The following is a 14,171-nucleotide window of genomic DNA, read 5'->3' as shown; positions in this document are numbered from 1 at the left end:
GGGGCGAAAGCGTGGGGGTGTAGCCATGCGCAAACGTATGGTGCGGCGAGGTTTTTTTGTGGGAGGCCACCCTGTGGGCGACCGGCGACGGAGCGCGGATTCTGCGCCGCCGCAGTCGCGCACAGGGTGCGCTCCCACAGGAATGCGTTTGATCAGACGCCCTCGACGGCCGGATGACGCTTGGGCGCACGACGCCGTGCACGCCACGCGGAGTAGCGATCGGCCAGGCAGGAGAAAATCACATACAGCGCCGGCGTGCTGAGCAGGGTCAGGCTTTGCGAAATCAGCAGGCCGCCGATCAAGGCGATACCCAGCGGGCGACGCAGGTCCGAACCCTCGCCCAGGCCGATCGCGATCGGCACAGCGGCAAGAATCGCCACCATCGTCGTCATCATGATCGGGCGGAAGCGCACCATGCTCGCTTCATAGGCCGCCTCTGCCGGACTCAGGCCATGTTCGCGCCGCGACACGAGGGCAAAGTCGATCATCATGATCGCGTTCTTCTTGACGATGCCGATCAACAAGACCAGCGCAATCTGCGCGATCACCGACAGCTCGGTATCCGTGTACCACAGCGCCAGCAACGCGCCGACACCTGCCGCGGGCAGCGTGGAGAGGATGGTCACCGGATGGATCAGGCTCTCATACAGCATGCCCAGCACGATGTAGACGGTGACCACCGCGCCCAGCAGCAGCCATAGCATGCCGCTCTGCGATTGCTGGAAGCGGCGGAAATCGCCACCGATATTGATGCGGATGTCACCCGGCAGGCGCATCTGCGAGCCAGTCTGCTGGATGATCTCCAAGGCCTCGCCCATGCTCACGCCGGGCGCGAGATTGAAGCTCATGCTCATCACGGTGTACTGGTTTTCGTGCGAGATCTGGGTCGGCGCGAGGCCTGGCACCTGTTGCGCGAACGCCGTGAGCGGCACCATCTTGCCGTTGGTGCTGGCCACGTAGACTGCATCGATGGCCGCCGGCGTGGCCGTCTGATTCGGCAACGCGTTGACGACCACCTTGTACTGGTTGAGGTCGGAATAAATCGTGCTGATCTGGCGCTGGCCGAACGCGTTGTACAGCGCGCCATCGATGGTCCCGATGCCCACGCCAAGACGCGCGGCCTTGTCGCGATCGATCACGATGTTCTGCTGCAGGCCGGCGTCGTCGACATCACTGCCCACGTCCTTGAGCTTGGGATTCTTTTTCAGCTCGGCGACGAGTTTGGGTAGCCACAAGGTGAGCTCTTCGGGATTGTCGCCCTGCAGCGACACCTGATACTGCGCGCCCTGGCTGGTGCCGCCGCCACCGCCGAAACTCGGCAGATCCTGGATGGGACGCAGTCGTACATTGAGATCCGGGTAGCGCGCCGCCTTGGCGCTCAGGCGCGCCAGCACGGCAAACGTATCGTCCTTGCGGCCTTGCGCATGCGTCTTCAATTCGATGTCGAAGGTGCCCGAGGAACCCTGGCGGCTCGTGCCCAGACGCGAGCCCACGCGCGCCACGTCGTGGTCCTTCTTGAGCATGTCGATCAGGCGCTGCTGGCGGGCCACCGCATCCTGGAACGACACGGTGGCGCCGGAGGTGGCGCGGCCACGGATAAGGCCAGTGTCCTGCGGCGGGAACAGGCCGGTCTTCACCTGGCCGAACAACAGGATGGTGATGGCGATCAGCACCAGCGGGGTCAGCGAGAACGCCAGCGCGTGCTTGATCGAGAACTTCAGGCAGCGCGAGTACACGCCGAGCATGCCGGCCTGGAATTTCTCCAAGGCCACGCCCACCTTCGTGGTCGGCTTGTCCTGCTCGTGGCCGCTGAGGAACTGGCCGCACAGCGAGGTGGTGAGCGTGAGCGAGACCAACGCCGAAACGATGATCGCCGCTACCAGCGTGATGGTGAATTCCTTGAAGAACAGGCCGGTGATGCCGCTCATGAACAACAGCGGCAGGAACACCGCTACCAGCGACGCGGTGATGGAGACGATGGTGAAGCCAATCTCCTTGGCGCCCGCCAGCGCCGCCTCCATCCGCGTCATGCCCTGGTCGATGTGGCGCACGATGTTCTCGATCACCACGATCGCATCGTCCACCACGAAGCCGATCGCAATCACCAGCGCCAGCAAGGTGAGGTTGTTGAGGGTGAAGCCCAGCACATACATCACCATCGCCGCACCAGCGAGCGACAACGGCACCGCCGCCGTGGCGATCAGGGTGGGCGCCAGCCGGCGCAGGAACAGCGCCATGGTCAGCATCACCATCAACAGGCTGATCAGCAGAGTGGCCTGCACTTCATGCAGCGAGGCGCGGATGGTGGGTGTGCCGTCGAAGTACGGCGTCAGCGTGGTGCCGGGCTGCAGGTAATCGCGCAGCAGCGGCACCGCATCTTTGACGCGATCCACCGTGCCGATGATGTTGGCGGTGGACTGGCGATACACGTACATCAGGATCGCCGGCTTGCCCTGGAACCACGCCGCCTGATACGCGTCCTGCAGGCCGTCGTACACCTTCGCCACGTCGGACAAGCGCACCGGCGTGCCGTTGTTGGAGGCGATCACCAGGCTGGCGAAGTCGGCCGCGTTGTGCAGCGAATCGTTGGCGGTCACCGCCATGGTGGTCTTGCCGTCGGACAGGAAGCCCTGCGGCGAGGTCACGTTGGCCGCGGTGAGCGCATTGCGCAGCTGGTCCGGCGAGAGGCCCAGCGCGTTGAGCTGGCGCAGGTTGACGTCGACGCGGATGGCCGGTGTCGCAGCGCCGAGGATGTCCACTTCCGACACGCCTTCGAGCTGGCGAATGCGCTGCGCGAGCAGCGAATCGGCGATGTCGTAGAGCTCGCGCGCCGACTGCGTTTCCGAGGTCAGTGCGAAGGCGATGATCGGATCGTCGTTGGGGTTGGCCTTCTGGTAGCTCGGCGGCGCATTGAGTCCGCTGGGCAGGTCCGACTGCGCGGCATTGATCGCCGCCTGCACGTCGCGCGCTGCCGAGTCGAGATTGCGACCCGCCTCGAACATCAGGAACACCTGCGTGCTGCCCAGCGAGCTGGACGAGCGCATGGTGTCGATGCCCGGCACCTGGCCGAGGTGGCGCTCAAGCGGCGCAGCCACGGTGGAGGCCATGGTGCTGGCGCTGGCGCCGGCCTGGCTGGCCTGCACGAAGATCACCGGGAACTGCATATTCGGCAACGCGGCCACGCCAAGCAGCGCGTAGCAGATCAGGCCTACGGCGAAGACGCCCATGGCCAGCAACGAGGTACCGATCGGGCGGCGAATGAAAGGACCGGAAATGTTCATGCCGTCAGGAAACCAGGTACGACGCGCGGGGCGCGAAGGAATTCAAAGAAGCCGCACACCACTGAGGAGGCGCGCGCACGAAGGTACGTATATACCGCACATTAACGCAAGAACGCATGACGGTCGGTTTGGTTGAAGCCGTTTGAGCGTGGATCGACGGAATATCTCCTCGCCGTCATTCCGGCGCAGGTGGCTGGAAGTCAATCGGTATTAGACGTCTAAATGCAGGAGTCTCAGGGATTGCAGCTGCGCTTTGAGCGCGGCCATGGAATCCCACGGCAGGATGGGCGAATTGCCGCGCTCGTCGGGCGGGTTCTGCAGCAGCCCGTCTGACCAGCCGCCGCAACCGGTCAACGGCAGCAGCGGACGATGATGCAGCCAGGCCAGGCACACTTCGGAGATCGTGCCGGCGCGTCCGCCGATCACCAGGCAGGCGTCTCCCGCCAACGCCATCAACAGGTTGCGCGCGTCGCCCATGCCGCAGGGAATGACTACGCTGGCGGGCCAGTCGTCCTCTGGCATCGCATCGGCCGGAATGATGCTCAGGACCAGTCCGCCCGAGTCGATGGCTCGCTGCGCCGCGTGCCGCGTGGCGGGACTGCCGCAACCGCTGACCACGGTGATACCTGATCTCGCCAACAGCTCGCCTGCCTGACCGGCCAGCTCATAGGCCTGCGAGCCCGGTTCGGCGCTGCCCAGCACGCAGACCTGCGGCTTTCTCAGTTTGCTCATGTCGTCACTCCGGACCTGGGGAAATTGCACAACGAAAAGGGGCGCGCCATCCCGGCCGCGCCCCTTTCGTGGTTTTGCCGCCGACCCGGCAGGTGCCGGATCGGCGTGGTTGCCATTACATGGCGCCTCGCGTCTGCGCACGCGCCAGCGCGCGCTGTTCGCGACGCTCCTTCAGCCAGTCGGCGAAGCGTTCCATGTAGAGATAGATCACCGGCGTGGTGTACAGCGTCACCAACTGCGACAAGAGCAGGCCGCCGACGATGGACACGCCCAGCGGACGGCGCAGTTCCGCGCCGATGCCATTGCCCAGCGCCAGCGGCAATGCACCGAGCATGGCCGCTGCCGTGGTCATCATGATCGGGCGGAAGCGCAGCAGACACGCGCGACGGATCGCCTCGCGCGGATTCATGCCGTCGCGCTGCGCCTCGATCGCGAAGTCGATCATCATGATCGCGTTCTTCTTCACGATACCGATCAGCAGCACGATACCCACGATGCCGTCCACCGACAGGCTCATATCGCACAGGATGAGCGCCAGCAACGCACCCACGCCGGCCGGCGGCAGGGTCGAGATGATGGTCAGCGGGTGGATGTAGCTCTCGTACAGCACGCCCAGCACGATGTAGATCACCACGATGGAGGCAACCAGCAACAGCACTTCATTGGTGAGCGAGGTGGAGAACTCCGCCGCCTTGCCGATGAACTGGCCACGCACCTGCGGCGGGAAGTTGAGCTTCTGCTCGACCCCACGAATCGCATCCACCGCCTCGGACAGCGAATAACCCGGCGCGAGGTTGAACGACACCGTCACCGCCGGCAACTGCTGCTGATGGCTCACCACCAGCGGCGCCGTGGTCACTTGAGCCGTGGCCAGCGAAGCCAGCGGAATGGTGCCGCCGCCACCGATGATCACGCCGGTATTGGCCACGCCCAGACCCGTGCTGGTGGACGAGTTGCTCGAGGCCACCTGGCCGAACGCGGTGGCATTGCTGCCGGTCAGCGCGCCGCTGCCATTGCTCTTGACCGTGAGCTGGTTGAGCAGCGCGGTGCTGGTGCGGAACTGCGGCGCCACTTCGAGCACCACGCGGTACTGGTTGAGCTGGGTGAAGATGGTGGAGATCTGGCGCTGGCCGAACGAGTCGTACAGCGTGTCGTCGATGGTCTGCACCGGCACGCCCAGGCGGCTGGCCTTTTCGCGATCGATGGTGAGCTTGAGCGAGGTACCCTGGTCGGCGAGGTTGTTGTCGACGTCGGCCAGCTCGGGCAGTTCGCGCAGCGCCTGCGTCATCTGGTTGGCGTAGCCGGAGAGCTCGGTCGCGTTCACGTCGGACATCGAGTACTGGTACTCGGTGGCCGATACGCGGCTATCCAGCGTCACGTCCTGCACGGGCTTGAGGTACAGCTCCACGCCCGGAATGCCGGCCGCTTCCTTCTGCAGTCGCGCCAGCACCTCGTCCAGGCCGTCGCGGTCGCCGCGATCCTTCAGCACGATGCTGAGCTGGCCCTGGTTGAGCGTCGGGTTGATCGAACCGGCGCCGATGAAGGCAGCCACGCCTGTCACGGCCTTGTCGCGACGCAATGCATCGGCGACGGCCTTGGTGCGCACTTCCATCTGCGGGAACGCCACATTCTGGTCGGCCTGCACCACGCCGGTGACCAGGCCCGTGTCCTGCTCGGGCAACAAGCCCTTCGGAATCACGACGTAGAGGAACACGGTGAGCACGACTGCCGCCGCTGCAACCAACAGGGTGAAGCGCTGGTGGCCGAGCACCCAGTCCAGCGAGCTCTCGTACACGTTGACCGTTCGCGTCCACCAGGTTTTCTTGCCGGCGGCGGCGTGGCGCTCGTGCGCGTCGTCGCCCTCGGGCAGCGCGTCGGGCTTGAGCAGGTAGGCGCACATCATCGGCGTCAGCGTCAACGACACCAGCATCGAGATGGCCACCGCGATGGTGAGCACCCAGGCGAATTCGTGGAACAGGCGACCGGTGACGCCCGGCATCAGCAGCAGCGGCAGGAATACCGCGATCAGCGACACCGTCAACGACAGCACGGTGAAGCCGATTTCCTTCGCACCGATCTCGGCCGCTTCCTTGCCGTCCTTGCCCTGCTCGATGTAGCGCACGATGTTCTCGATCATCACGATCGCATCGTCCACCACGAAGCCGGTGGCTACGGTGAGCGCCATCAGCGAGAGGTTGTCCAGCGACATGCCGGTGAAGGCCATCACGCCGAACGTACCCATCAGCGACAACGGCACCGCCACCGACGGAATGATGGTGGCCCACAGGCGACGCAGGAACACGAAGATCACCGCCACCACCAGGAAGATGGTGAGGATCAGGGTGAACTGCACGTCTTCGACCGAGGCGCGGATGGTGATGGTGCGGTCGGCGAACACATCCAGATGGACGTCCGCCGGCAACACGGCGCGCAGCTGCGGCAGGATGTTGCGGATCTGCTCCACCGTCTGCACGATGTTCGCGCCCGGCTGGCGACGGATGTCGAGCAGCACGGCGGGCTTGCCATTGGCCCAGGCGGCGAGCTGGTCGTTCTCCACGCCGTCGATCACGTTGGCCACGTCCGACAGTCGCACCGGCGCGTTGTTCTTGTACGCGATGATGGTGTCTTTGTATTCGGCCGCATCGGCCAGCTGGTCGTTGGTGCCGATGCTGTAGGACTGCGTGGCGCCGTTGAGCGTGCCCTTGGGCGCGTTCACGTTGGCCTCGGTGAGCGAGCTGCGCACGTCCTCCATGGTGAGGCCGAGGTTGGCCAGCTGCGACGGATTGACCTGCACGCGCACGGCCGGGCGCACGTTGCCCGCAATCGACACCAGGCCCACGCCCTGCACCTGCGAGAGCTTCTGCGCGAGGATGGAGTCGGCGTAGTTGTTCACTTCGCGCAGCGGCAGGCTGTCGGAGGTGAGCTTGAGCGTGATGATCGGCGCGTCGGCCGGATTCACGCGGTTGTACACCGGCGGATACGGCAGCGTGCTCGGCAGCGTGCCGCGCGCCTGGTTGATGGCCGCCTGCACGTCCTGCGCCGCGATATCGATATCGCGGTCCATCGCAAACTGCAGCACGATGGTGGACAGACCCGCCGACGAGTCGGAGGTCATCATGGCGAGGCCGGAAATCTGGCCGAAATTGCGTTCCAGCGGCGTGGTGACCAGGGACGCCATGGTCGATGCGCTGGCGCCCGGATATTGCGTGGTCACGACCAGGCTGGGCGCGTCGATCTCGGGCAGCGCCGACACCGGCAGCTCGCGGTAGCCGAGGATGCCGAGCAACAGCACCGCCACCATCAACAGCGAGGTGGCGATCGGTCGGCGAATGAAGAGTGTGGAGAAGCCCATGGGGTTAGCCGTCGATGTGTGTGGCGGGTGCCTGTCCTGCGGCGCCCCGTGTCGTTGCTGAAGGGGTTAGCAGCGAGTAGCGAGGGCGCAAACCCGAACTGCTCGCCAGCCTTCATGAGTGGCGATGGGCCCGGTTGTCGCGCCCTCGCCACCCACCCCTCGCCCCTCTCAAATCAGCCGCCGCGGCGGCCGCCCTGCTTGGCGTTCTTCTTGGCCTTGTCCATCTCGGCCGCGGTCGGCGCTGCCGGCACTTCACCCGGCTTGAGCGCCTTGACCTTGCTGCCCGGCTTGAGGCGGAACTGGCCTTCGGTCACCACCAGATCGTTGAGCGCCAGGCCCGAACCGATCATCACGTGGCTGTCGCCCACTTCACCGGCCACCTTGACCGGGTTCATCTTGACCGTCTGGTCCTGCTGCACCAGGTACACGTAGTCGCCATCCGGACCGCGCTGCACCGCCTGCGCCGGGATCACCAGGCCGCCCTTCACGGTGCGCACCTTCAGGCGCGTATTGACGAACTGGCCCGGCCACAGCTCGCTCTTGGCGTTCTGGAACACCGAGCGCAGCTTGAACGTGCCGGTGGTGGTGTCGATCTGGTTGTCGACCACGTTGAGCGTGCCATCGTCCGCAATGGTGTGCGCGTCGGAGCGGTCCAGCGCCAGCACTTCCAGCGGATCGCCCGAGGCGGCGGCAGCGCGCACCATCTCCAGGTTCTGCTCCGGCAGGGTGAACATCACATAGATCGGATGGATCTGGGTGAGCGTCACCACCGCGGTGGTGGTGGTGACCACATTGCCCGGATCCACGTTGCGGATGCCGGCCACGCCGTCAATCGGCGAGACGATGTGGGTGTAGTCGAGGTTGACCTTGGCGGCGCGCACGGCGGCCTTGTCGGCCGACACCATCGCGGCGAGATTGGCCACGTTGTTGCGGAAGGTGTCCATGTCCAGCTGCGCCACATAGCCCTGGGCCACCAGCGCGTCGTTGCGCTTGAGCGTGCTCTGCGCGGTGGAAAGCTGCGCCTCGTCCTGCTGCTGCTTGGCAGTGGACTGGTCGTAGGCGGCCTGGAACGGACGCGGGTCGATCTGCGCCAGCAGGTCGCCCTTCTTCACTTCCTGGCCTTCCTTGAAGTTGATGCTCAGCATCTGGCCGCTGATCTGCGGATTGATGGTGACGGTGTTGAGCGCCTGAACCGTGCCCAGCGCGGTCAGGTAGACCGGCACATCCTGCTTGAGCACCGGCTCCACCGTCACCGGCACCGGTGCGGCGTCCTTATCCTTGTCCTTGTCCGAGGCATCGCCGTCGGCCTGTCCCTGTCCCTTGTGCTGACCGCGGTGCTGACCCTGTGCGCCTTCCTCGGCAGCGGGCTTATGCAGCAGACGGAAGCCCACGGCTCCCACCACGATCACGGCCACAACGATCAGCGCGATCTTCCAAAAACGCGACATGAAAAAACTCCCAGAATGAAAGACAGGCCACCCGACCCCACCGGTGCGCTCCGCGCGCCTGACCTATGTGTCGAGTGAAAGGATAGGGTCAGATCAACGAAAATAGACAATGCCAGTTGACAGGGGTGCCCCATGACCGATGGCAGGGTTTTCCAAGCGTATCGCGTCCAAATGACGAAACTTGCATGAAATCAGGGCTTATTCGGGCGCGACACGTTGTCCGCCCGACCCGACTGAAACTTGCCGCGGCCTTCGTCTATACTCGGCTAATTGTTGCCTGAACCATAGCTAATCCGGCCTCTTCGGCTGTCCATTGATCTGTCCATTGAATTGGAGTCATTGCGTGAGCGGTTCCATGACGAAGTCCGACCAGAGCTTCATGCGCAGCTTTTCCATGCTGATCGCGGGCCTGAGTGTATTGACCCTGTTGCTGATCGGCGGCGCCTGGTGGATCTACGACCACGAGCCGAAGGAAATAAATCCCCAGACCACCGCACAAACCCAGGCCCGCATCGCGCCGGCCGGTGCGGTTTACGCCGGCGACACCGGCCGCGCCGCCATGCAGGCCGCGCAGGAAGCCGCCGCCAAGGCTGCCGCCTCGCAAGTGGCCTACGGCGGCAGCACCGACGGCAAGACCATCTACGACAACCTCTGCCACGCCTGCCACACCGCCGGCGTCGCCGGTGCGCCCAAACTGGGCGACAAGGCCAACTGGGGTCCGCGCGTGGCCGAGGGCATCGACACCCTGGTCAAGCATGCCATCGACGGCTACAAGGGCCCGGATGGCAACATGATGCCGGCCAAGGGCGGCAATCCGGCGCTGACCGATGAGCAGGTGAAGGCGGCGGTGCATTGGATTGTGGATCAGGCGAAGTAAGCGCTTCGCTGTCGGTAGTCGCAAGAATTTGGATGTTGGGAAAACGCCGCCGCTGGGCGGCGTTTTTCTTTTGTGTGGTGTGCACTTGGGTGTGGTGAGGGCCGCATTCTCTTGCTGCGCATCGGCCTCAGCCCTTCAGCCACCGTCCTGCCCGCTTGTCTGTGGGAGCGCACCCTGTGCGCGACGGCCACGCCGCGGTGTATCGCTCCGTAGGTTCGTCGCGCACAGGGTGCGCTCCCACAAAGAGCAGGCCGTCACCCACGGGCCCGGGCGCACACTTGTAGGAGCGCACCTTGTGCGCGACCGCAGCGCTGGGGTCTACCGCTCCGTAGGCTGGTCGCGCACAGGTGCGCTTCCGACTTTCGCCGGGACGACGAATAGACACGTTCCCGCGAGCACCCGCCCCTCACCCCAGCCCTCTCCCCGGCGGGGAGAGGGAGCAAAGCAGACGTCCCACACGACGAAGCCCAACCCCAATCCGCTACCATTACCCCATGAACGACCAGTCCCCCAACACCACCCATTTCGGTTTCCGCGACGTCCCTGTCGCCGACAAGCAGAAGCTAGTCGGCCAGGTGTTCACTTCGGTCGCGAGCAGCTATGACCTGATGAACGACCTGATGTCGTTCGGCATCCATCGCCTGTGGAAGCGCCACTTCGTCGCCATCAGCGGCGTGCGCCGCGGCGATCGCGTGCTCGACCTGGCCGGCGGTACCGGCGACATCGCCGCCCTGCTCAAGCCGGTGGTGGGCGCCGACGGCGAGATCATCGTGGGCGACATCAATGCGGCCATGCTGGGCGTGGGTCGCGATCGCATGACCGATCGCGGCCTGGTGTCGGGCCTGCGCTGGACCCAGCTCAACGCCGAAGCCCTGCCGTTTCCGGACAACAGCTTCGATGCGGTGACCATGGCCTTCGGCCTGCGCAACGTCACCGACAAGGACAAGGCGCTGGCGGATATCTGCCGCGTGCTCAAGCCTGGTGGTCGTGCGCTGGTGCTGGAATTCTCGCGCGTGCAGAGCGAGCTCTTCAGCAAGCTTTACGACTTCCACTCCTTCAAGGTGCTGCCCAAGCTCGGCCAGCTGTTTGCCGGCGACGCGGACAGCTACCAGTACCTGGCCGAATCGATCCGCAAGCATCCGGACCAGCAGACGCTGAAGGGCATGATGGAGCGCGCCGGCTTCGGCCGCGTGGACGTGCGCAACCTCAGCAACGGCATCGTCGCCATTCATCGCGGTTACAAGTTCTGATGTTTGCGGCGGCTCGCACCAAGGTGCTCCTGGCCGCCGCGCTCCCACTGCTGTTGGTCATGCCCAGGCTATGGGCAACCGAGGAGCAGCGATTCGAGTTGCTTCCGGTCTCTGCGCTCAACGCGACCATGAAGCAGTGCTCGCGTGACACCCCGCATGCCACTGGAGCCTGGACGCCTACGACTGCCCAGTTGCTCGAATTGGAATCCCAGCTTCCCCAATTGGCCACACTCGCGACGCAACAGGGCATATCCCCATCCATCGGCGATCGGACGGCTTCCTTTCGGCAATATCTTGGTGTGATCGTCGACGGCCATCGCTTTATTTACGTCAACGCCGCAGTACCGAAAGAGAAACCGGCCAAGGTTGCTCACATTGCGAGCAAAAGCACTGGCACTCCTTTTCAGGCAGAGGCAGAGCCCGAGCCCATCATCGTCTGTGACGGCGGGAATCATTTCTGGGGTGTGCTTTATGACCCGGAAACCCAGCAGTTCTCACAGCTGAAAACCAACGGCTTCGCCTAGTGCCACGGCCGCTGCGTCGCCCTGAGATTGACACCGTGCTGCAGCCCTATCGCCCGCTCGCCCTGTTCGCCGCCCTGCTCGGCTGGTTCGGCCTGGCGCTACAGCTGTGGTTCTCGATCCGCCTGACCCAGGGCAACGGCGGTACGGCGCTGGAAGGCGTGTGGCTGTTTCTCGGCTTCTACACGATTCTCTCCAACCTGCTGGCCACCAGCGTATTGACCGCGGCAGCTACCGGCCCACGCAGTCGGCTCGGCGTGTTCCTGTCGCGGCCCGGCGTGCAGACGGCGGCGGCGATGAGCATCGTGATCGTCAGCGCCATCTACAACCTGATGCTGCGTCAGTTGTGGAGCCCGTCGGGCTGGTTGCTGGGGGCGGATGTGATCGTGCATGACGCCATGCCGCTGCTGTATGTCGGCTACTGGTGGCTGGCGGTGCCCAAGGGCGGACTGCGTTGGTCGCAGGTGCTGGTGTGGCAGAGCTATCCCGCCGGGTATTTCTTCTACGTGCTGCTGCGTGGCGCGGTGAACGGTTGGTATCCCTATCCGTTCCTCGACGTGCGCGCGCTGGGTTATGCGCAGGTGCTGATCGATGCGATCGGCGTGCTGGCGGCCTTCATCGTGGTCGCCTTGCTGCTCGTGGCCGCCGGTCGATGGCAGGCGCGCCGACAACGGCACGCCGCCGCCGAAGTGGCCTGATCAGCCCGTTCGAAAGTCGTCGACCACATCGCCGTACAGACGCGTTTCCGCCTCGTGCGCGTGATCGCGCCACGGCTCGGCCAGTGCGGCGGTGTACCACTGGCGCATCGCTGGCAGCGCGAGCATGCGATGGACATACGCGGTCGCTGCGCCGTCCGTCGGAATGTCGTAGCTTTGAATGCGAAACACCACCGGCGCGAAGAACGCATCGACAGCCGTGAAAGCATCGCCTGCGAGGAAAGGACCGCCGAAGCGCGCCAGGCCCTCGTTCCACAATTCATTGATGCGCGCGATGTCCGCCTTCAGCGCAGCATCGACCGCATGCAGCCGCACGCGAACGCCGCAACTCATGCCGCAGGCATTGCGCAGCGTGCTGAAGCCCGCGTGCATTTCTGCCGAGGCACAACGAGCCCAGGTGCGCGCATCGGGTCGGGATGGCCAGACGCCGGCGTGACGCTCGGCGAGATACTCAATGATGGCCAGCGAATCCCACACGACGGTGTCGCCGTCGTGCAGGCAGGGCACGCGCCCGTTCGGTGAAAACTGGCGAAACACATCCCAGTTGGAGCCTTCGCCGAACACGTGCAGCTGTTCTTCGAACGGGATGCCCAGCTGGGTCATCAAGACCCAGGGACGCAGCGACCACGACGAGTAATTCTTGTTGGCGATATAGAGCGTGGTCACGGCGGCTCCGGCAGCGCTGATCAGGTGTCGATGATCAGCAGCGTACCGCGACTGCCGCCCTCCACACTGTGCGGCATGCCCGCCGGAACCACATACAGTTCGCCCGCTTCCACCCGCAGCACCTCGCCGTGGATGCGCAGCACCATCACGCCGTCGAGCACCAGCAGGGCTTCGTCGTAGTCGTGGCTTTCTTCCGGGTAAGACCGCTCGTCCATGCGCAGCAGCTTCAGGCGCGCGTTGCCGAAGCTGGCGAGCACGCTTGAGGACCAGGCCTGGGGCAGCTGGGCGGCGACATCGGCCAAGCGGAGCGGCGCCACCTCAGTGCTGCTTGGCCGGCGCGGCCACCACCGGCGCGCTTACCGGCGCGCGGCGGCGGGCATTGGCGAGCACCACGCCACCCACCGTGATCACGCCGCCCACCAGGGTCAGCAGCGTCGGGCGCTCGCCCAGCCAGACCCAACCGATCAACACAGCGATCGGCGGCGAGAAATAGATGAAGCTGCTCACCTGCGAGGCAGGCGCGCGCTGCAGGGCGGCGTTCCACGCGATATAGCCGATGAAGGTGGGCGCAATGCCCAGCCACAACAGCGCACCGATATGCGATGCCGGGGCATGCATCAGTGCCTGCGGCAGATGCAGGCCAAACGGCAGCGAGGCGAGAGCACCGACGAAGAAGGTGAAACCCGTGACGCCAAGCATGGTGTTGCGCGCGAATAGCGGCTTTTGCCACACGAAGAAGATCGAGCACGCCACCACGCTGACCAGCACCAGGGCCGCCATGGGTTCGATCTTCACGTCCTTGCCGCTGGTCAGCACGACCACCACCACGCCCACCAGCGCGATGCCCAGTCCGGTCAGCGTGCGTGGCGACAGGCGTTCGCGCAGCCAGATCGCCGACAAGGCCGCCGTTGTCGCGGGCACAAGTGAGATCAAGATGGCGGCGGTGCCGCTGGCCACGCGGGTTTCGGCCGTATTGAGGCACAAGTGGTACACGGTGAGGCCGATCACGCCGAGCAGCGTCAGTTGCGGCCAGTCGCGCCTGTCAGGCATCGGCACTTTTTTCACCACCAGCAGGGCGGCGAAACACAGCGCACCGATGGCCAGGCGCGCCAGCGCCACCTCGCCCGGGGTGAACGAAGCCAGCGCATAGGCGATCGCGGCATAGGCCGACGACCAGGTAAGCAGCGCGATGCCGATAAAAACCAGCGCGCGCCCATCGAGGCGTTCCGGGGTTTGCATGGACTTGATCCGGGTGGGGAATACTGCGCATCGTAAGTTTTGCCGTGCTGCGCTTGAATGATGAATCAGCGTAGGATGGTGATGTTTCG

Annotated in this window: 11 protein-coding genes; 4 read left to right on the top strand and 7 right to left on the bottom strand. The window is 64.8% G+C overall.

What is annotated here, in order from left to right; genetic code table 11:
* Nucleotides 1-152 precede the first annotated feature (152 nt).
* From AC1DKY_RS08950 to AC1DKY_RS08935, 4 genes are all read right to left on the bottom strand, one after another.
* Nucleotides 153-3,281 carry an efflux RND transporter permease subunit gene (locus tag AC1DKY_RS08950; protein WP_441602787.1) on the bottom strand — a complete coding sequence of 1,043 codons (3,129 nt, stop codon included), beginning with the start codon at nucleotides 3,279-3,281 and terminating at the stop codon, nucleotides 153-155.
* Nucleotides 3,282-3,491: 210 nt separating this feature from the next.
* The gene (locus tag AC1DKY_RS08945) at nucleotides 3,492-4,013 is read right to left on the bottom strand and encodes an SLOG cluster 4 domain-containing protein (protein ID WP_441602786.1); all 522 of its coding nucleotides are present in this window, start codon (nucleotides 4,011-4,013) and stop codon (nucleotides 3,492-3,494) included.
* 115 nt (nucleotides 4,014-4,128) lie between these two features.
* Nucleotides 4,129-7,365 (bottom strand): efflux RND transporter permease subunit, encoded by a 3,237-nt coding sequence (locus AC1DKY_RS08940; RefSeq protein ID WP_441602785.1) that lies wholly within the window; start codon nucleotides 7,363-7,365, stop codon nucleotides 4,129-4,131.
* Between the two features lie 173 nt (nucleotides 7,366-7,538).
* Nucleotides 7,539-8,813: an efflux RND transporter periplasmic adaptor subunit gene (locus AC1DKY_RS08935; protein ID WP_441602784.1), complete on the bottom strand. Its 1,275-nt coding sequence runs from the start codon at nucleotides 8,811-8,813 to the stop codon at nucleotides 7,539-7,541.
* Between the two features lie 355 nt (nucleotides 8,814-9,168).
* Here AC1DKY_RS08935 and AC1DKY_RS08930 point away from each other — a divergent pair, with 355 nt between their 5' ends.
* The 4 genes from AC1DKY_RS08930 (at nucleotide 9,169) to AC1DKY_RS08915 (ending at nucleotide 12,159) form a co-directional block, all read left to right on the top strand.
* Nucleotides 9,169-9,690, top strand: a complete 522-nt coding sequence (locus AC1DKY_RS08930; protein WP_441602783.1) for a c-type cytochrome — start codon at nucleotides 9,169-9,171, stop codon at nucleotides 9,688-9,690.
* A 494-nt stretch (nucleotides 9,691-10,184) separates the two neighbouring features.
* Nucleotides 10,185-10,940 carry a bifunctional demethylmenaquinone methyltransferase/2-methoxy-6-polyprenyl-1,4-benzoquinol methylase UbiE gene (gene ubiE / locus AC1DKY_RS08925; protein ID WP_441602782.1) on the top strand — a complete coding sequence of 252 codons (756 nt, stop codon included), beginning with the start codon at nucleotides 10,185-10,187 and terminating at the stop codon, nucleotides 10,938-10,940.
* A complete protein-coding gene (locus tag AC1DKY_RS08920; protein ID WP_441602781.1) occupies nucleotides 10,940-11,464 on the top strand; it encodes a hypothetical protein in 525 nt (174 codons plus the stop codon). The genes ubiE and AC1DKY_RS08920 overlap by 1 nt, the downstream gene beginning before the upstream one ends.
* A 35-nt stretch (nucleotides 11,465-11,499) precedes the next feature.
* Complete coding sequence (locus AC1DKY_RS08915; protein ID WP_441602780.1) at nucleotides 11,500-12,159, top strand: Pr6Pr family membrane protein; 660 nt, start codon at nucleotides 11,500-11,502, stop codon at nucleotides 12,157-12,159.
* On the opposite strand, the gene AC1DKY_RS08910 is transcribed toward AC1DKY_RS08915, so the two are convergent.
* From AC1DKY_RS08910 to AC1DKY_RS08900, 3 genes are read right to left on the bottom strand one after another with little or no spacing between them, the layout of a single operon-like run.
* Nucleotides 12,160-12,843 carry a glutathione S-transferase family protein gene (locus tag AC1DKY_RS08910; RefSeq protein ID WP_441602779.1) on the bottom strand — a complete coding sequence of 228 codons (684 nt, stop codon included), beginning with the start codon at nucleotides 12,841-12,843 and terminating at the stop codon, nucleotides 12,160-12,162.
* 20 nt (nucleotides 12,844-12,863) lie between these two features.
* The gene (locus tag AC1DKY_RS08905; RefSeq protein WP_441602778.1) at nucleotides 12,864-13,160 is read right to left on the bottom strand and encodes a cupin domain-containing protein; all 297 of its coding nucleotides are present in this window, start codon (nucleotides 13,158-13,160) and stop codon (nucleotides 12,864-12,866) included.
* A gap of 1 nt (nucleotide 13,161) precedes the next feature.
* Nucleotides 13,162-14,082, bottom strand: coding sequence for a DMT family transporter (locus AC1DKY_RS08900; protein ID WP_441602777.1), 921 nt, complete (start codon nucleotides 14,080-14,082; stop codon nucleotides 13,162-13,164).
* Nucleotides 14,083-14,171 lie beyond the last annotated feature (89 nt).

This window comes from Dyella sp. 01N448 (assembly GCF_056399225.1).
This window is presented reverse-complemented; position numbering and strand designations above follow the sequence as displayed.